The organism is Streptomyces sp. NPDC006294 (genome assembly GCF_042870895.1).
GTDB lineage: Bacteria > Actinomycetota > Actinomycetes > Streptomycetales > Streptomycetaceae > Streptomyces.
In genome coordinates this window covers 20703-38203 of the sequence record NZ_JBIAHV010000024.1, presented here as the reverse complement: position 1 = coordinate 38203, position 17501 = coordinate 20703, and the positions used below count along the sequence as shown (strand labels likewise).

Here is a 17501-nt window from a genome sequence, read left to right as displayed (position 1 = left end):
AAGCCCCCCGCCCCGGCGGACCGGGACGAGGGCTTCTGGGACGGGGTCCGACGAGTGCGTCAGACGAGCAGACCCGGAATCGTCGCCTCGTGGGCCGTGCGCAGCTCGCTCAGCGGGATGCTGAACTCGCCCTGCACCTCCACCGCCTCGCCGTCGACGACGCCGATACGGGTCGCGGGCAGACCGCGTGCGCCGCACATGTCGGTGAAGCGGAGCTCCTCGCTGCGCGGGACGGCGACGACGGCACGGCCGGCCGACTCGCTCAGCAGGAAGGTGAAGGCGTCAAGACCGTCCGGGACGACCAGGCGCGCGCCCTTGCCGCCGCGGAGGCAGGACTCGACCACGGCCTGGACCAGGCCGCCGTCGGACAGGTCGTGCGCCGCGTCGACCATGCCGTCGCGGGAGGCCGCGATCAGGATCTCGGCCAGCAGCTTCTCCCGGTCGAGGTCGACCTTCGGCGGCAGGCCGCCGAGGTGGTCGTGGACGACCTGCGACCAGGCCGACCCGCCGAACTCCTCGCGGGTGTCACCGAGCAGGTAGAGCAGCTGCCCCTCCTCGGCGAACGCGATCGGCGTGCGGCGGTTGACGTCGTCGATCACGCCCAGCACGGCCACGACCGGCGTCGGGTGGATCGCGTTCTCGCCCGTCTGGTTGTAGAGCGAGACGTTGCCGCCGGTGACCGGCGTGCCCAGCTGGAGGCAGCCGTCCGCGAGACCGCGGGTGGCCTCGGCGAACTGCCACATGACGTCCGGGTCCTCCGGCGAGCCGAAGTTCAGGCAGTCCGAGATCGCGAGGGGCTTCGCACCGGAGGCCGCGACGTTGCGGTACGCCTCGGCCAGCGCGAGCTGCGCACCCGTGTACGGGTCGAGCTTGGCGTACCGGCCGTTGCCGTCGGTCGCCATGGCCACACCCAGGTTCGACTCCTCGTCGACCCGGACCATGCCGGCGTCCTCGGGCTGGGCGAGCACGGTGTTGCCCTGCACGAAGCGGTCGTACTGGTCGGTGATCCACGCCTTGGAGGCCTGGTTCGGGGAGGCGACCAGCTTGAGGATCTGCTCGCGCAGCTGCTCCGCGTCTCCCGGGCGGGCCAGCTTGTTCGCGTCGTCGGCCTGCAGCGCGTCCTGCCAGGACGGGCGGGCGTACGGACGGTGGTACGTCGGGCCCTCGTGCGCCACGGAACGCGGCGGCACGTCGACGATCTGCTCACCGTGCCAGAAGATCTCCAGGCGCTCACCCTCGGTCACCTCACCGATGACGGTGGCGATGACGTCCCACTTCTCGCAGATCTCCAGGAAGCGCTCGACCTTGTCCGGCTCGACGATCGCGCACATGCGCTCCTGCGACTCGCTCATGAGGATCTCCTCGGGCGAGAGCGTCGCGTCGCGCAGCGGAACGCTGTCCAGCTCGACCCGCATACCGCCGGAGCCGGCGCTCGCCAGCTCCGAGGTGGCGCAGGACAGACCCGCGCCGCCGAGGTCCTGGATGCCCGCGACGAGCTTCTCCTTGAAGATCTCAAGGGTGCACTCGATCAGGAGCTTCTCCTGGAACGGGTCGCCGACCTGGACGGCGGGCCGCTTGGCCGGGCCGGTCGACTCGAACGTCTCGGACGCGAGGACCGAGACGCCGCCGATGCCGTCGCCGCCGGTGCGGGCGCCGTACAGGATGACCTTGTTGCCGGGTCCGGACGCCTTCGCGAGGTGGATGTCCTCGTGCTTCATCACGCCGATGCAGCCGGCGTTGACCAGCGGGTTGCCCTGGTAGCAGGAGTCGAAGACGACCTCGCCGCCGATGTTCGGCAGACCGAGGCAGTTGCCGTAGCCGCCGATGCCGGCGACGACGCCGGGCAGCACCCGCTTGGTGTCGGGGTGGTCGGCGGCGCCGAAGCGCAGCGGGTCGACCACGGCGACCGGGCGGGCGCCCATCGCGAGGATGTCGCGGACGATGCCGCCGACGCCGGTGGCCGCGCCCTGATAGGGCTCGATGTACGAGGGGTGGTTGTGCGACTCCACCTTGAAGGTGACCGCGTAGCCCTGGCCGATGTCGACGACGCCCGCGTTCTCGCCGATGCCGACCAGCATGGCGTCGTTGACGGGGGCCTTCTCGCTGAACTGCTTCAGGTGGACCTTGCTGCTCTTGTAGGAGCAGTGCTCGGACCACATGACGCTGTACATCGCGAGCTCGGCGCCGGTGGGACGGCGGCCCAGGATCTCGCGGATGCGCGCGTACTCGTCCTCCTTGAGGCCGAGCTCCTTCCAGGGCTGGTCCGCCTCCGGGGTACCGGTCGCGTGCTTGACGGTGTCCAGGCTGTGCTTGATGGTGCCCTCGCTTCGCTCGGTCGTCATGCTGCGACCAACTTCTTCAGGATCGAGGTGAAGAATCCGAGCCCGTCGGTGCGGCCGGTACCGACCAGCGGCTCCACGGCGTGCTCGGGGTGCGGCATCAGGCCGACCACGTTGCCCGCGGCGTTGGTGATGCCGGCGATGTCGCGCAGCGAACCGTTCGGGTTGCCGTCGAGGTAGCGGAAGGCGACGCGGCCCTCCGCCTCCAGCTCGTCGAGCGTGTGCTCGTCGGCGACGTAACGGCCGTCGATGTTCTTCAGCGGTACGGAGATCTCCTGGCCCGACGCGTAGTCGGCCGTCCACGCGGTGTCCGCGTTCTCCACCCGCAGCTTCTGGTCGCGGCAGATGAAGTGCAGGTGGTTGTTGCGCAGCATCGCGCCCGGCAGAAGATGCGACTCGGTGAGGATCTGGAAGCCGTTGCAGATGCCGAGGACCGGCATACCGGCCCTCGCCTGCTCGATGACCGTCTCCATCACCGGCGAGAAGCGGGAGATCGCTCCGGCGCGCAGATAGTCGCCGTAGGAGAAACCGCCGGCGAGGACGACCGCGTCGACCTGCTGGAGGTCCTTGTCGCGGTGCCACAGCGGAACGGGCTCCGCGCCGGCGAGACGGGCGGCGCGCAGGGCGTCCCGGTCGTCGAGCGTTCCGGGGAAGGTGACGACTCCGATACGAGAGGTCACGACTCCACCTTCACGACGAAGTCCTCGATGACGGTGTTGGCGAGGAACGTTTCAGCCATCTCATGGATGCGGGCGAGGGCGGCCTCGTCGACCGGCCCGTCCACCTCCAGTTCGAAGCGCTTTCCCTGACGGACGTCCGCGATCCCGGCGAATCCCAGACGCGGCAGTGCACGCTGCACCGCCTGTCCCTGGGGGTCGAGGATCTCGGGCTTGAGCATGACGTCGACTACGACGCGAGCCACGGGCACTCCCGGTGGTGTGTTGCGAGGGCGGTTCCCTCAGCGTACCCGGCTGGAAAATCTACGCGGGTAGATATGCGGACGTCACCCAAGAAAAACGACGTTAAGAATCAGGGTCGCCAAAGCGAAGGACACGCGGAGGTAATTGCCAGGGCTTCACAATGCGCCACCGACCGCTGTACAAAGGAATACAGAGGAAAGCAGGATTCCTCCTCGACGGCCGAATAGCCGGTATCACCGCACGTCAGAACCTGACCGTGACCGGTGATACCGCAGGGAAAGGACCGATATCCGTGGCTCAGCGAGTGGTGGTCACGCTCTCCGACGACATCGACGGCGGAGAAGCGGCGGAAACGGTCGAGTTCGGCCTCGACGGTAAGTCGTACGAGATCGACCTCAATCCCTCGAATGCAAAGAAACTGCGCAAGGCACTGGCACCGTACACGGCCGCCGCCCGCCGGCAGGTGACCGGCGGCAAGCGCGACAAGTCCCGCGCCGTGACCTACCGGCACACCTCGGTGGAGGCCGCGCCGGCGGCGGTCCGGGCCTGGGCCCAGTCCAACAAGATGGACGTGCCGGCCCGCGGCCGCATCCCCAAGCGCGTCTACGAGGCGTTCCGCGAGGCCAGTTGAGCCACGCGCGGCGCGCCCGGGCGCGCCGCGGCCGAACGGAGTTGCACTCCACCCCTGGTGATCGGCTACAGTCTGGAGCACGCCGAGGGGCAAGCCGAAAGGCCGCCCCGGGCAGCGTGCGGGTGTAGTTCAGTAGTAGAACATCCCCCTTCCAGGGGGAAGGCGCAGTGTGCAATTCCTGTCACCCGCTCTGCATCACTATTACCGTCCACCGATGTGGATCAGGTACAGTGGTGTTCGCACCGCCCAGTGAGAGCTGAGCGGCAGCAATGCGGACGTGGCTCAGTTGGTAGAGCATCACCTTGCCAAGGTGAGGGTCGCGAGTTCGAATCTCGTCGTCCGCTCAAGATCGAAGGCCCTGGTCGATACGACCGGGGCCTTCGTCGTTCCCGGTCCCGGCGCCCATGACATTTGCCATCGCCGACGATGACAGCGCGCACTGCCCCCGCCCTTTCGCCGGCGGAAGCCTTGAGGCATGACCGACGGCGACTACGTGACCGAGGCCGAGGACCTGCGGCGCACCGCGGCGGCGAGCTGGCCGGACTGGTGATGATGGCGTTGATCACCTGCGCGCTGACCCTGGTCACCGTACGGCCGTGCGCCTGGAGCCCGCGGGCCATGTGGCAGGCGGAGGAGGCGAGGGACGTGCAGGCACGGCCGGCGGTCGCCGAGGAGCGGCTGCGGTTCGGGCGGGACGTGCACGACATCCTGGGACGGAAACTGGCCGTGGTGGCCCTGAAGAGCGAGCCGGCCGTGCAGTTGGCCCGGCGCGGACCACCGGAGGCGTGGCGCAGATGCTGGAGGCCCAGCGCATCGCCCAGGAATCGCAGAGAGAGCTGAGGGAAGTGGTGCGCGGATACCGGGCGCCGATCTCGCCGTCGACTGGAGGGAGCGCGGAGCGTGCCGGCCGCTGCCGGGATCAACTGCGCCGTCTCCGGCACACACTCCGAGGACGAACTGCCCGCCCGCACCCAGTCGGCGCTCGGCTGGGTCGTCCGCGAGACGGCGACCAACGTGCTGCGCCACGGCGACCCCCGCACCTGTGCGGTACGCCTCTCCTTGTCGCCGACCGCCGCCGTCCTCGTCGTGGAGAACGACGGGCTGAACGACGGACTGCACGACGGACCGGTCGCCCAGGACGACGGGCCGCCCCTGAGTCCGCCGGAGGCAGCGGCTGCGGAATCGCGGGCCTGCGGGAGCGCCTGGCCGTGCTCGGCGGCACCCTCGACGCCGGACCGATCGGCGGCCGGCTGTTCCGGCTGACGGCCGAGGTGCCCCGATGACCTTGACGGAGCCGGACCCGGCCGCACCCGTGCGGCTGCTGCTCGCCGACGACGAGCATCTGATCAGGGGAGCGCCGGCCGCGCTGCTCGCCCTCGAGGAGGATCTCGTCGTCGTCGCGGAGGCGGCCACCGGCGCCGAGGCCCTGGCCAGGGCACGAGCGCACCGACCGGACGTGGCCGTGCTGGATCTGCAGATGCCCGACAGCGACGGTGTGACAGTGGCCACAGTCCTGCGGGACGAGCTGCCCGGCTGCCGAACCATGATCGTGACCAGCCACGGCCTGCCCGGACACCTGAAGAGGGCGCTCACTGCGGGGGTGCGGGGCTTCGTGCCGAAGACCGTGAGCGCCCAGCGGCTCGCCGAGATCATCCGGACAGTGCACGCGGGGAACCGTTACGCGGACCCGGAGTTGGCGGCCGACGCCGACCCCGGCCGGGGACTCGCCGCTGACCGCGCGAGAAGCCGGGGTGCTGGTCCTCGCGGCCGACGGAGCCCCCATCGCGGAGAGCGCTGGGCGGGCCTCGCTGCCCCAGGGGACGGTGCGGAACTACCTCTCCTCGGCCGCCGCCAAGCCGGGTGCGGAGAACCGGCACACGGCGGTGCGTCTCGCACGCCGCCGGGGTTGGGTATAGTGGTGTCCGCGCTACGGCGCATGCGGACGTGGCTCAGTTGGTAGAGCATCACCTTGCCAAGGTGAGGGTCGCGAGTTCGAATCTCGTCGTCCGCTCAGTGTGAAGCCCCCGGCGATCTCGCCGGGGGCTTCTTCGTTGTGCCGTGTCGTAAGCCGCTTCATATGCCGCCGGGACCGATCCGGCGGACGCGGGACGTGTCCGCCGGATCAGCCACTGCTGCCGCTACTGCCAGGCGGTGCCGGTCAGGAGCTCGTAGGCCTCCACGTACTTGGCGCGCGTCGCCGCCACGATCTCCTCGGGCAGGGCGGGCGGCGGCTGCTCGCTCGTGCGGTCCCAGCCGGAGTCGGGGGACGTCAGCCAGTCACGTACGAACTGCTTGTCGTACGACGGCTGGGCGCGGCCCGGTTCCCAGCTCGCGGCCGGCCAGAACCGGGACGAGTCCGGGGTGAGCACCTCGTCGGCGATGATCAGCGCGTCGCCGTCGAAGCCGAACTCGAACTTGGTGTCGGCCAGGATGATGCCCCGGCCGCGCGCGATGTCGCGGGCCCGGGAGTAGACCGCGAGGGTCGACTGACGCAGCTGGGCGGCGGTCTCCGCACCGACCTGGCGGGCCACCTCCTCGTAGCTGACGTTCTCGTCGTGCTCACCGACGGCCGCCTTGGTGGCCGGCGTGAAGATCGGGGCCGGCAGCTCGGAGCCGTCGCTCAGCCCCTCGGGAAGCGCCAGACCGCACACCGTGCGGGACTCCTTGTACTCGGCGAGCCCGGAACCGGTGAGATAGCCACGGGCCACGCACTCGACCGGGATCATGCGCAGCGACTTGCACACCATGGTGCGCCCGGACCAGTCGGCGGGCGCCCCGTCGGGCACGTCGGTGGAGATGACGTGGTTGCCGATGAGGTCCTGCAGGCGCTCGAACCACCACAGGGAGAGCTGGGTCAGGACCCGGCCCTTGTCGGGGATCTCCGTGGGGAGCACCCAGTCGTACGCCGACATGCGGTCGCTGGCGACCATCACGAGGTCGCCCGCCTCGTTCTGGTACAGGTCGCGCACCTTGCCGGTGTGCAGATGCACCAGTCCGGGCACCTGCAACGGCTCGGGTTTTTCGACGAATCCGGACACGGTTCCTCCCGTGGCTGTGAACAACAGCTCCGATTGTCCCGTACGCGGGCAGAGGCCACCCGATCAGGGGTCGGGGGCGTTGAGGCGCCCGTGCCTGGCCGGCCACCGCCCGGTCCCCTTCGCCGGACACGACCGCTCAGTCGCGCTTGCAGATGCGGTCCAGCAGATTGGCGGTCGCGCGCTGGATGCGGGTGTCGACATGGCCGGGCCGGTCCAGGGCGGGGGACCAGGCGAACGTGCCCGACGCGAAGACCAGCGCACCGGAGGGGGCGCGGTACAGGGACGTCTCCTGGTGGCGGAGTGCTCCGTCACTGTCCCGGTAGGGGGAGTGGGCGAGCAGGATCCGGCCCTCGTGCTCGGGCAGCGCGGTGCGCGGGAAGTACCGGTCGGCCTCGCCGGCGACCAGGCCCGGCAGCTCGTCGCCCTCGCCGGCCCCGGTGGAGTCCCACAGCCAGTGGTCCGCGTTCCGTACGACCAGCGGGGACGGCTCCGGGACGCGGCCCGCGTACTGGATGCCCAGCAGCTGCTGCTCCGCCCGGTCCACCTCCCGCCACAGGGCGGGCCTGCCGGGGCCGCGGCGTTTTCGGCAGGTCAGCAGCCGGTCGGGCGCCCCGGAGGCCGAGGGGGCGAGCTCCACCCGCCAGTACATGGTGTTGGCGGAGAGGAACACCAGTGAGGTCCCCCGGTCGCGGGCCAGCTCCGCGGCGCGCCGCATGGGCGCCGACCAGTACTCGTCGTGGCCCGGGAAGACCAGGCCCCGGTACCGCGCCGGGTCGATCCGGCCGGCGTGCAGATCACGGGCGTCGGCGTAGGCCAGGTCGTAGCCGTACCGCTCGGCCCAGCGGACGAAGTCGTAGGCGTGACCCACATGGAGAGGGAGGCCCGCGCCCGCGTACGGGCGGTCGAAGGAGACCGTGGTGGCGGCGTCCTCCTCGCCCAGCAGCCTGCCGTCCTCGCCCCAGGCGTGGTAGAGACTCGCGCCGGTGCGGCCGTCCTCGGGGTAGAGGTTGTAGGCCTGCCAGGTGATGTCGGGCAGCAGGAGGAGAAGGTCCGCGGGATGGTCGTCGCGGACCGTGAACGGGATGTGGGAGCGGTACCCGTCGAGGGTGGTCAGCACGGCGACGTACGCGCCGACCGACCAGTAGGACGGGATCTGCAGCCGCCACGAGAGCCACCAGTGATGACACGAGGCCGTGCGGTCGGCGGTGAGCGGGGGCGGCTGGACGATCCCCGAGAGCCGGGGGCTTGTGGTGATCTTGGCGGCCCCGTGCCCTCCGTAGTGGCCGATGCGGTAGATGTCGACGGAGAACTGCTGCGGCGGGTCCACGGTGATGTGGAAGTCGATCGCCTCGCCGGGGGCGGCCGCGCCCGGACCGGCGAACCCTTTGATCTGACGGCGCACGTCGTCCGCGGTACGGGGACCGCCGGAACCGCCCCCGGCCAGGCCCGGGTCGGCGTACCAGGGGACGACCTGGCCGGTGTCGTCGAAGTACTGCTCACTGCCGCGCAGCCAGGGCAGCGGGCCCTGACCGAAGGGGTCGGAGACGGCGTGCGCCAGGGCACCCGACTCCCATCGCCGGATCTGGTCCGCCCCCATGCCTGCCCCCTCCCTCGGTGCCTCTGTGACAACCGCGACGGCGCCGACCTGTTCAGCGCCGGTCTCCAGCACATCACATTACGCATGCAGTCCGTCACCGTTCGTCGCTAATTGACGGCAAGGAGGCGGTAGTCGGAAGAGATCGTTCCGCATCGGGGGGCCGGGCGCGGCCGCCCCCGCGGTCACGCGCGGAACGCCGCCTCGGCGCGGGCGCCGCCCGTCAGACGAGGCGGACCGGCTTCTCGGGGCGCACCCCGAGCGAACCGAGCCACACCCGCAGCGGCTGCGCGTCACCGTCCTCCACCAGGCTCAGCACCGGCGACGCCAGGTCCGCCAGGCGCTCGCCGTCGACCATCAGGGCCGGGCCGTCCAACCAGTCCAGGCCGGGCACCGCACCCACCGTGTCGACCGCGGTGCAGCACACCATCGCGACGACATGGTCGGCGAGCAGCTCACGGCCGGTGCGGGGCGGCTGGAGCGGCATCAGCGGCAGCGGGTCGCCACCGCCCCAGAGCGCCAGGGCGCCCTCGGAGCCGTCCGCGACCGGCTCGGCGGCCGGGGCGGGCTCGACGGCCGCCTCCTCACGTGCCATCCGGGCCGTCAGCACGGCGGCCAGCGCGTCGCCCGCCTCGCCGCCCGGCCGTGCCGAGAGATGGTCGATGACCCGCGCCAGCGTCGGGCCCTGCGGCCCCCTCGACGGGGGGACGCCCAGCTCGTCGAGGACCCGGTGGATACGGGCCGCCTCCGTACGCCACTTACGGTCGACGACCTCCTCCGGATACTGCTGCCAGTCGACCGGCGCCCAGTCGGGACCCTTCCCGGCGGGACCGCCGTGGAAGAGCCGCGCCGCCAGCAGCGACGCCGCCTCGTCCACAACCCCCGGCTCCTCCAGCAGGTCACAGGCGGGGCGCTCGCCCAGCCGCGAGGTGAAACCCTCCGCCAGGCGGTCCCGGCGCGACAGCTCCGTCAGCGCCGACACGACCCCCGCGTCCAGCCGCGACGGCCAGCGGCCCATCCGCCACGCGGGCAGCGCCACCCTCGTCAGCAGCCGGTCCCAGCCCGCGTACGCCAGGCCGACCTGCTCCTGGGCGACGATCCGCAGCCCGTGGTCCACGGCCTGCGCACGCTCCGAGGCGGCGACCGCGACCCAGCGCTCCATCCCCGCCGCCTGCTCCTGACACGCGCGCAGCAACAGCCGCGCGACTCTGCCGAAGAAGCCGGCCGGCACCCTTCCGACGAACCCTCGGCCGGGGCGGGCGGCATCGGCCACCGCCGCGTCCAGCCCTCGTACGTAACGGCGGGCGGCGGCTATGTCGGGATCGGCGGCGGATCCGGTGCCGGCGACGACCGGCGCGAGCACCGCCCGCAGCTCGGCCACCCGCATCCACCACAGGAACGGCGACCCGATCACCAGCACCGGCGCCTCTTCCGTACGCCGCCGGGCTCCCGATATCGAGTGCGCCGGATGGGACCGGTCCTCGAGCCAGCTGTCGCAGTCAGGGGTCAGCGCCAGGGCGGACGGCGCGGGCACCTGGAGACGCTCCGCCAGATCCCGCACCAGCCGGTACAGGTCCGGGGCGGACCGCTCCGGCAGTTCCACGGTCGGACTGAGCGCCGGCGAGGCGCGCACGATCACCGCGGTGACCGCGGCGGCGGTCACCAGCACGATCAGAGCGCAGACCGACACGACCCAGCGGGCGACGTCCCAGCCGGCGCCCTCCATGTGACCCGCCGCGCCACCGGCGAACAGGACGACGGCGACGGCCGCCGGGAGGAGCGCCACCGCGACCGCTCTGCTGCGGACCCGCAGCACCGCAAGCGCCATGGCTCGCGCGCCCCTGGCGCCCATCGACTCTCCGATACCGGTATCGGACACGGCCGGAACTCACCCCCTCTGCCCTGCGACGGTGTTGGTCACTCCCCCACTGTGGCACCGCCCACCGACATCGCAATGCCGGTGGGCCAAGTGCCGGAATGCTTGCGCCGCACCCTAGTTGGGGCTTCCACGGCCGTCATCCGGATGGGGCGCCCGTCACTCGATGGAATGGCTTTGGGCAAAGGAACGCCCGCCCGGACGGAACGTCGGGGCGGGCGTGGAAAACCACACTCGAGAGGGCCGCGCGGGCACTTCTCGGGAGTGGTCCTGCTCCTGTTCGGCGCGCTTCGGGCAGACCCGGGCCGGGCCGGACGGGTCAGGCCTCCGCGGCCTTGCGCGCGATGTCCGTGCGGTGCTGGGAGCCGTCGAGACGGATCCGGTCCACGGCCCGGTACGCACGCTCGCGGGCCTCGACGAGGTCCTCGCCGGTCGCCGTGACCGACAGGACCCGGCCGCCCGCGCTCACGACCGCGTCGCCGTCCCGCTTGGTGCCGGCGTGCAGGACGTACGCGTGCGGCGCGTCCTCGGCCGCGACGGCGTCCAGGCCCTCGATCGGGTCGCCGGTGCGCGGGGTGCCGGGGTAGTTGTGCGAGGCGATCACCACCGTCACGGCCGCGTCGTCGTGCCAGTTGAGCGGGGGCTCGGCGTCCAGGGTGCCCTTCGCGGCGTTGAGCAGGACGCGCGACAGCGGGGTCTTGAGGCGGGCCAGGACCACCTGGGTCTCGGGGTCGCCGAAGCGGGCGTTGAACTCGATGACCCGCACACCGCGCGAGGTGATCGCGAGCCCTGCGTACAGCAGTCCGGAGAAGGGCGTTCCGCGGCGGCGCAGCTCGTCGACGGTCGGCTGCAGCACGCTCGCCATGACCTCGTCGACCAGCTTGGGGCCGGCCCACGGCAGCGGCGAGTACGCGCCCATGCCGCCCGTGTTCGGCCCCTTGTCGTCGTCCAGGGCCCGCTTGAAGTCCTGCGCGGGCTGGAGCGGGAGGACCGTCTCGCCGTCGGTGATGGCGAACAGCGACACCTCGGGGCCGTCGAGGAACTCCTCGATCACGACCCGGTCGCAGGCCAGCGCGTGTTCACGGGCGGCCGCGACGTCGTCGGTGACGACGACGCCCTTGCCGGCCGCGAGACCGTCGTCCTTGACGACGTAAGGGGCGCCGAAGGCGACCAGCGCCTCGTCGATCTCCTCGGCCGTCGTGCAGACGTAGGCGCGGGCGGTGGGCACTCCGGCGGCCGCCATCACGTCCTTGGCGAAGGCCTTCGAGCCCTCCAGCTGCGCGGCCTCGGCCGACGGGCCGAAGCACGGGATGCCGGCCCGGCGCACGGCGTCGGCGACACCGGCGACCAGCGGCGCCTCGGGGCCGACGACGACGAGCCCGGCACCGATCCCGGTGGCCAGTTCCGCGACGGCAGCGCCGTCCAGCTGGTCGACCGGGTGCAGCTCGGCGACCTCCGCGATGCCGGCGTTTCCGGGCGCGCAGTGCAGAGCGGTGACGTCGGGATCGAGGGACAGAGAGCGGCACAGGGCATGTTCGCGGGCGCCGCCGCCGATGACGAGGACCTTCACGGCAGCCAGCCTAACCGCCGACGCGCCGGAGTCTCGTACGGGCCTCCGAGGAGCGGCCCGCTACTCGTTCGTATATTCCTCCACCACGGTGGCCCCGAGCTCGCGCACGATCAGGTCGTGACCGGAGAGCGCGGAGTCGACCATGTCCGGGTCGTCGGCCTCCGGCACGTCGTCCTCGAGGGAGACCGGGGGCGGCGCGTACGCCTCCGGGGGCCGGGGCGGCTCCGCCCCGTTCTGCGATCCCGGGGCGGTGTCGGCCGGGGCGGCGGCCGACCGGTGGGACGGCTGGGACGCGGGCTGGGCGGGACGCGGCGCCGGCGGAGCCGCGGGAGCGGACGCCGGGGAGGCGGGCTGGGGCCGGTTCTGGCCGTAGCCGCCCTGGCCGGCAGCGGGCTGGTTTCCGTAGCTGCCGGGGCCCGACGAGGGGGTCGGAGCGGTGCCGCCCGGTCCGGCGGAACCACCGGAGGGGTCGATGATCGCCTCGACCTTCCACTGCACGTTGAACTGCTCGGCGAGCGCCTGCTTCAGGACGTCCTCGCTGCCACTGCTCCCGAACGTGTCCCGGGCGCCGGCGTTGATGAAGCCGAGCTGGAGAGTCGTCCCGTCGAAGCCGGCCACCTGCGCGTTCTGGCTGAGCAGGATCCAGGTGAAGCGGCGGCGGTTCTTCACCGCCTCCAGAATCTCCGGCCACATGTTCCGCACCTGGCCGGCGCCCTGCGCCATGCCCGGAGCGGGGCCCGGCCCCGGAGCGGGAGCGGACGGGACGGGCTCGGCCGGGGCAGGGGCCGACGCGGCAGGGGCGGGCTGGGGCGCGCCCTGACCCGGCGTGGAGGCCGTGGGCCAGCCGCCGGGCCGGCGTGCCGGCTCGGCGGGACCGGCGGCTCCGCCTGGCGCGGCGGTACCGGGCCAGGCGCCGGGGCGGGGCGCGGCGGGCGGCTGGGGCTGCGGCTGAGGCTGGTCTGCCTGCGGCTGCGGGGCGGGCGGCGCCGCAGCCGCGGGTACCGGGGCGGGCGCTGTGGGCGCGGGAGCGGACGGCGGCTGCGGCGCGGCCGGGGGCTGGGCGGGGCCGGGCTGCGCCGCGTCGCCGCGCGCCGCGGCACGGGCGGCGGCCGCCCCTCCACCGAGGGGCGCCGGCGCGTGCGCCTGGACGTCCGGCCCCGGTACGTACCCCACCGCGGGCCCCTGCCCGCCGGCCGAGAACGACGCACCGCGCTCCAGACGGTCCAGCCTGGCCCGCACCGACCGCTCGTCGTCGAACGCCGCGGGCAGCAGCACCCGGGCGCAGATCAGCTCCAGCTGGAGGCGCGGCGACGTGGCTCCGCGCATCTCCGTCAGCCCTGTGTTGACCAGATCGGCGGCCCGGCTGAGCTCGGCGGCGCCGAAGACCGACGCCTGGGCCTGCATCCGCTCGACCACGTCCGCCGGAGCGTCGATCAGCCCCTTGGCGGCGGCGTCCGGGACGGCGGCGAGGATCACCAGGTCGCGCAGCCGTTCCAGCAGGTCGGCGACGAACCGGCGCGGGTCGTTGCCGCCCTCGATGACGCGGTCGACGATCTCGAAGGCCGCGGCTCCGTCGCCCGCCGCGAAGGCGTCCACGACGGAGTCGAGGAGCGAACTGTCCGTGTAGCCGAGCAGAGCCGTCGCCATGGCATACGTCACACCGTCGTCGGCGGCGCCGGCGAGCAGCTGGTCCATGACGGACATGGAGTCACGCACGGAACCGGCGCCCGCCCGCACGACCAGCGGCAGCACGCCGTCCTCGATGGGGATGCCCTCCTGGCCGCACACGACGCCCAGGTACTCCCTCAGGGTGCCGGGCGGCACCAGGCGGAACGGGTAGTGGTGCGTCCTCGACCGGATCGTCCCGATGACCTTCTCGGGCTCGGTGGTCGCGAAGATGAACTTCAGATGCTCCGGCGGCTCCTCGACCACCTTCAGCAGGGCATTGAAGCCCGCCGAGGTGACCATGTGGGCCTCATCGATGATGTAGATCTTGTAACGACTGCTCGCGGGGCCGAAGAACGCCTTCTCGCGCAGCTCGCGGGCGTCGTCCACGCCACCGTGCGAAGCGGCGTCGATCTCGATGACGTCGATCGAGCCCGGCCCGTTGCGCGCCAGGTCACGGCAGGACTGGCACTCCCCGCAGGGCGTCGGCGTCGGCCCCTTCTCGCAGTTCAGACAGCGGGCGAGGATGCGGGCACTGGTCGTCTTGCCACAGCCCCGCGGCCCGCTGAACAGGTACGCGTGATTGACCCGGTTGTTGCGCAGGGCCTGCTGGAGCGGGTCAGTGACATGCTCCTGACCGATGACCTCTGCGAACGACTCGGGGCGGTAGCGGCGGTACAGCGCAAGGGACGACACACCTACGAGGTTATCGGGGCCCACCGACAACCGGACCCGCCCCGTACTCCCCGCCGCCCCCGCAGACGCAAGCGCCCCTCACGCACCCGCCAGAGCCGACCTACCCTTGCTGCCTTCCGGCCCTGGGGGAGTTCAGTCAGATAGCGCCACGTGAGGGGCTGAGCCCAGGTTACCCGATGCACGAGGGTGGTCGAACCGCCAGGGGCGGGATGTCCGGCCTCCCCGGACGGAGATCGCGAACAGGTTCGCGAGCACTCCTCAACGTCTTGTATTGTTTGCGGCGGAGGATTCGCCTAGTGGCCTAGGGCGCACGCTTGGAAAGCGTGTTGGGGGCAACCCCTCACGAGTTCGAATCTCGTATCCTCCGCCAGTGCCTCACCGGGCACGATGTCGCAGGGCCCCACCGTTCGCGGTGGGGCCCTTCGGCGTTGAGGGTTGCAGTTGCTTCGACCAGGCCGCAACGGCTCCCTGCACGCGCAAGAGCCCGGTCTGGTTCTTCTGCGACCACCTGAGCTCTTCTGACAAGGTGCCACCCATGGGGGTCTCCGAGAAGACGCGCAAGATCGTGTGGGCTGAAGCCGGCGGGAGGTGTGCAATCTGCCGTGGGGAGGTGATCACCCCAGGGACGGACTGTGATGATCCGTCGGTCTTCGGCGAGGAGGCACACATCGTGGCTCGTTCCAAAGGCGGCCCGAGGGCGGAGGACCTGGACGACGCCTCCAAGGACAGCCACGCCAATCTGCTGCTGCTGTGCAGTAGGCACCACAAGCAGATAGATGACCAACCCACCCATTTCACGGTTGAGCGACTCCGGGAGATCAAGGAGCGGCATGCCGCTTGGGTCCGGCGCTCACTGGACGACAACGCCTCAGGCGGCGTGAGGCTCGTTCCCGACCCGGCTTTCCCTCAGCCCAGGGCGTTGGCGCTGATCACGCGGGGCAACCCTCTATGGAACATGATCAAGGCGAGTCTGGCGTTCGAGTACGCCCTGCCGGACGATCTTCCTGACGACGAAGAGTCGTTGATCGTGGAGTTCCTGGACCTGCTCCGGGACTACCTCGACATCGCCCCGGAGCTTCACAGTGTGCGCGACAACCGAGACGCGGAGAAGACACTTGAGGGTTACGTCCGCGAGCTTGCCGAACAGGATTTCCTCGTGGGCGCCTACGTACGTCACCTGATCTACGTTGATGGTCGTGGCGATCCCCTGGCATGGCCCATGCTCCGGGTCGAGGTTCTGCCCACGTCAGTCGCCGTCGTCACGGATCAGGCCGGTCGGCCCTACACCACCGAGCAAGGCGAAGAGCAGCCCGCCGAAAGGTAGGACTCCGGGGGGTGTCTACAGCCAGCTCGAAGGGGGCGGCCCGAACTCAGATGCGTTCGGGCCGCCCCCTTGCCCGGCTGAGACCAGGGCCGGTCAAGCGACGGGCGGCTCCTCAGGCAGCGGCCAAAGAAGCCTGCCGATCTTGTCGGCGGTGTCCGTGAGCACCCGGTTGTGGTCACGCGCAGCAGGCGGCAGCGGCCCAGCAGTCCCTCGTCCACCTTCGAGCCGCCCAACAGCACGCCGCCCGGCCGGCCCTCGCTCAGCTCGCTGCACGTGCCCCGAGTCCCCAGGCACAGGATCGGCTCGCCGCAGCCGTCCGAGCCACGATCCCCGAGCACGCGCATCGCATCCTCGCCGACCCGGCTTGGCCCGCGCTGTCCACTGCCCTCGCCCAAGCCGAGTCCGCCGGCAACCCGCCGCGCCGCGCCGGGCCTTGGCCGTCCTGTCAGAGCAACGGGAGCTCGACACCGCGGACCGACCGGCCGAAGTCCTGGTCTGGCGCCGGCGGACCGCCACGGCCGGGCAAGTCAGCCAGCGAGCTCGGAGCGCGGCAACCCGTAGTGCTCGCAACAACCGTCTGACGACGGAGACGGGCGCACCGTCCGTTCCGGCCGTTCAACTCCAGCCGACGGACGTGAAACGCCTGCGTCCAGGTCACTGACGTGCACTTCCCCGTCCGGAACTACGAAAGGCGCTCGTGAGGCGGATCTTCACGAGCGCCTTTACCTGTCAGCCGGATGGACTCGGGATCCGGCGGCCGGATGAGCTGGCGAGACCGGTTGCTGTGCTGCCCCGGCAGCCGTCAGGGAAAGGCATCACCGACTGGCCAAAGCTGGGGGAGGCCGAGGACATCCTGGATGGGGCAGGTTGGCATGTGCCTTTCGACCTGGGCGTCGGCGAGCTGTGCAGTAGCCCAGGAGGGCAGGACGGGGGCCGGAAGCGAGGCGGGATCCGAGCTGTGCCAAAGAACGGGAGTGTTCTTTGCCCAGGTCCACGGTGCTGGGTTGTCGACGGTGAGAACGCCGCTGACTTTTCCGTGGGCGTGATCATAGGTGGAGTTCCAATAGCCGTTGGATAGACGACCGACGACCGGAGTGCCGGTGTGGACATACTCGACCGAGGCCCCGTATAGCGCTGTCTCGACATCTCGGTTCTCAGGAAAGAAAGCCGCGTGGCCCACCGCCACGATGAATGGCATCCCCAAGTCACCATACCTGCTCCCCTTCTTCTTGACCGCGTCGAGCACCCGATCCGACCCGACATCGAGCCAGCTAATCGAGGGGTAAACCCCAATTGCCCTGGCTGCCGGGTCGTCTCGCTTTCCAGGACTTCGGGGTATCGCCTCGAATGACAGGCTCCAGTCGGCTTCCTGCCAGGTATGCCTTGGCAGTGGCACTTTACGCTCGCAGTCTGCGATGACTTGGTCGGGGTCCAGGCTGCTGAGCCACTGCACCAAGCCGTTCTTCAACCGCTTCTGCGAAGGCGCTGCCGCACCCATCGCGTGAACGGAGTACGACAGGAAGAAGTTGGGGCTGGGCACATTATCGATGGCGTCGATCAACGGGGGTGGGATTTGTTCACCCATGTCAGCCAGGCGCTGGGCCGACCAGATCGCCTCGACGACGAATCGTTCACCCTCTCGACTAACAAGGAAGTCGGGGTTCTTACCCGTAGTTCCGACACTATGCTCGATCGCCACCTTGCAGCCGGAGCCGATCAGCATTTCGTGCAGGTAGAGCTCCCACAACGCCGAGAAGAGGTTCGTGCCAGAGTTACGGTCCAGCAGCCTACTACGCATGCCGGGGCGAGACTGGGCCGGAAGATGCGACCACCACTCGTTGATCACAT

General features: G+C 70.8%; 13 protein-coding genes, 4 tRNA genes, 1 other RNA gene and 1 pseudogene. 9 read left to right on the top strand and 10 right to left on the bottom strand.

The window, feature by feature from the left end; all coding sequences use genetic code 11:
• Positions 1-59: 59 nt before the first annotated feature.
• From purL to purS, 3 genes are read right to left on the bottom strand one after another with little or no spacing between them, the layout of a single operon-like run.
• Positions 60-2342: a phosphoribosylformylglycinamidine synthase subunit PurL gene (gene purL / locus ACFYOP_RS31485; protein ID WP_356898530.1), complete on the bottom strand. Its 2283-nt coding sequence runs from the start codon at positions 2340-2342 to the stop codon at positions 60-62.
• Positions 2339-3019, bottom strand: coding sequence for a phosphoribosylformylglycinamidine synthase subunit PurQ (gene purQ / locus ACFYOP_RS31480; protein WP_356898529.1), 681 nt, complete (start codon positions 3017-3019; stop codon positions 2339-2341). The genes purL and purQ overlap by 4 nt, the downstream gene beginning before the upstream one ends.
• A complete protein-coding gene (purS, locus tag ACFYOP_RS31475) occupies positions 3016-3261 on the bottom strand; it encodes a phosphoribosylformylglycinamidine synthase subunit PurS (protein WP_356898528.1) in 246 nt (81 codons plus the stop codon). Before purS ends, purQ begins: the two co-directional genes overlap by 4 nt.
• 290 nt (positions 3262-3551) lie before the next feature.
• Between purS and ACFYOP_RS31470 the strand changes: the two genes are divergently transcribed.
• The 7 genes and pseudogenes from ACFYOP_RS31470 (at position 3552) to ACFYOP_RS31440 (ending at position 5901) form a co-directional block, all read left to right on the top strand.
• Complete coding sequence (locus tag ACFYOP_RS31470; RefSeq protein WP_356898527.1) at positions 3552-3890, top strand: Lsr2 family protein; 339 nt, start codon at positions 3552-3554, stop codon at positions 3888-3890.
• Between the two features lie 118 nt (positions 3891-4008).
• Positions 4009-4080, top strand: a tRNA-Gly gene (locus tag ACFYOP_RS31465).
• A gap of 81 nt (positions 4081-4161) precedes the next feature.
• A tRNA-Gly gene (locus tag ACFYOP_RS31460) sits at positions 4162-4234 on the top strand.
• A 205-nt stretch (positions 4235-4439) separates the two neighbouring features.
• The gene (locus ACFYOP_RS31455; protein WP_388453658.1) at positions 4440-4730 is read left to right on the top strand and encodes a histidine kinase; all 291 of its coding nucleotides are present in this window, start codon (positions 4440-4442) and stop codon (positions 4728-4730) included.
• A 60-nt stretch (positions 4731-4790) separates the two neighbouring features.
• On the top strand, positions 4791-5153 hold the full coding sequence (locus tag ACFYOP_RS31450) for a hypothetical protein (protein WP_388453655.1): 363 nt from the start codon (positions 4791-4793) through the stop codon (positions 5151-5153).
• 16 nt (positions 5154-5169) lie between these two features.
• Positions 5170-5806, top strand: a pseudogene (locus ACFYOP_RS31445) (response regulator).
• Between the two features lie 22 nt (positions 5807-5828).
• Positions 5829-5901, top strand: a tRNA-Gly gene (locus tag ACFYOP_RS31440).
• Positions 5902-6028: 127 nt separating this feature from the next.
• On the opposite strand, the gene ACFYOP_RS31435 is transcribed toward ACFYOP_RS31440, so the two are convergent.
• The 6 genes from ACFYOP_RS31435 to ffs all read right to left on the bottom strand — a co-directional run bounded on the left by ACFYOP_RS31435 (position 6029) and on the right by ffs (position 14492).
• Positions 6029-6928 carry a phosphoribosylaminoimidazolesuccinocarboxamide synthase gene (locus ACFYOP_RS31435; RefSeq protein ID WP_356898526.1) on the bottom strand — a complete coding sequence of 300 codons (900 nt, stop codon included), beginning with the start codon at positions 6926-6928 and terminating at the stop codon, positions 6029-6031.
• 136 nt (positions 6929-7064) lie between these two features.
• On the bottom strand, positions 7065-8525 hold the full coding sequence (locus ACFYOP_RS31430; RefSeq protein WP_356898525.1) for a N,N-dimethylformamidase beta subunit family domain-containing protein: 1461 nt from the start codon (positions 8523-8525) through the stop codon (positions 7065-7067).
• A 220-nt stretch (positions 8526-8745) separates the two neighbouring features.
• The gene (locus ACFYOP_RS31425; RefSeq protein ID WP_356898524.1) at positions 8746-10401 is read right to left on the bottom strand and encodes a hypothetical protein; all 1656 of its coding nucleotides are present in this window, start codon (positions 10399-10401) and stop codon (positions 8746-8748) included.
• Positions 10402-10717: 316 nt separating this feature from the next.
• Positions 10718-11968: a phosphoribosylamine--glycine ligase gene (gene purD / locus ACFYOP_RS31420; protein WP_356898523.1), complete on the bottom strand. Its 1251-nt coding sequence runs from the start codon at positions 11966-11968 to the stop codon at positions 10718-10720.
• Between the two features lie 60 nt (positions 11969-12028).
• Positions 12029-14329 carry a DNA polymerase III subunit gamma and tau gene (locus ACFYOP_RS31415; RefSeq protein WP_356898522.1) on the bottom strand — a complete coding sequence of 767 codons (2301 nt, stop codon included), beginning with the start codon at positions 14327-14329 and terminating at the stop codon, positions 12029-12031.
• Between the two features lie 64 nt (positions 14330-14393).
• Positions 14394-14492: signal recognition particle sRNA small type (gene ffs, locus ACFYOP_RS31410), an RNA gene on the bottom strand.
• A gap of 119 nt (positions 14493-14611) precedes the next feature.
• Here ffs and ACFYOP_RS31405 point away from each other — a divergent pair.
• Positions 14612-14699 (top strand) — tRNA-Ser (locus tag ACFYOP_RS31405).
• Positions 14700-14864: 165 nt separating this feature from the next.
• The gene (locus ACFYOP_RS31400; protein ID WP_356898521.1) at positions 14865-15653 is read left to right on the top strand and encodes an HNH endonuclease; all 789 of its coding nucleotides are present in this window, start codon (positions 14865-14867) and stop codon (positions 15651-15653) included.
• An 802-nt stretch (positions 15654-16455) separates the two neighbouring features.
• Here ACFYOP_RS31400 and ACFYOP_RS31395 read toward each other — a convergent pair.
• A complete protein-coding gene (locus ACFYOP_RS31395; RefSeq protein WP_356898520.1) occupies positions 16456-17499 on the bottom strand; it encodes a hypothetical protein in 1044 nt (347 codons plus the stop codon).
• Positions 17500-17501 lie beyond the last annotated feature (2 nt).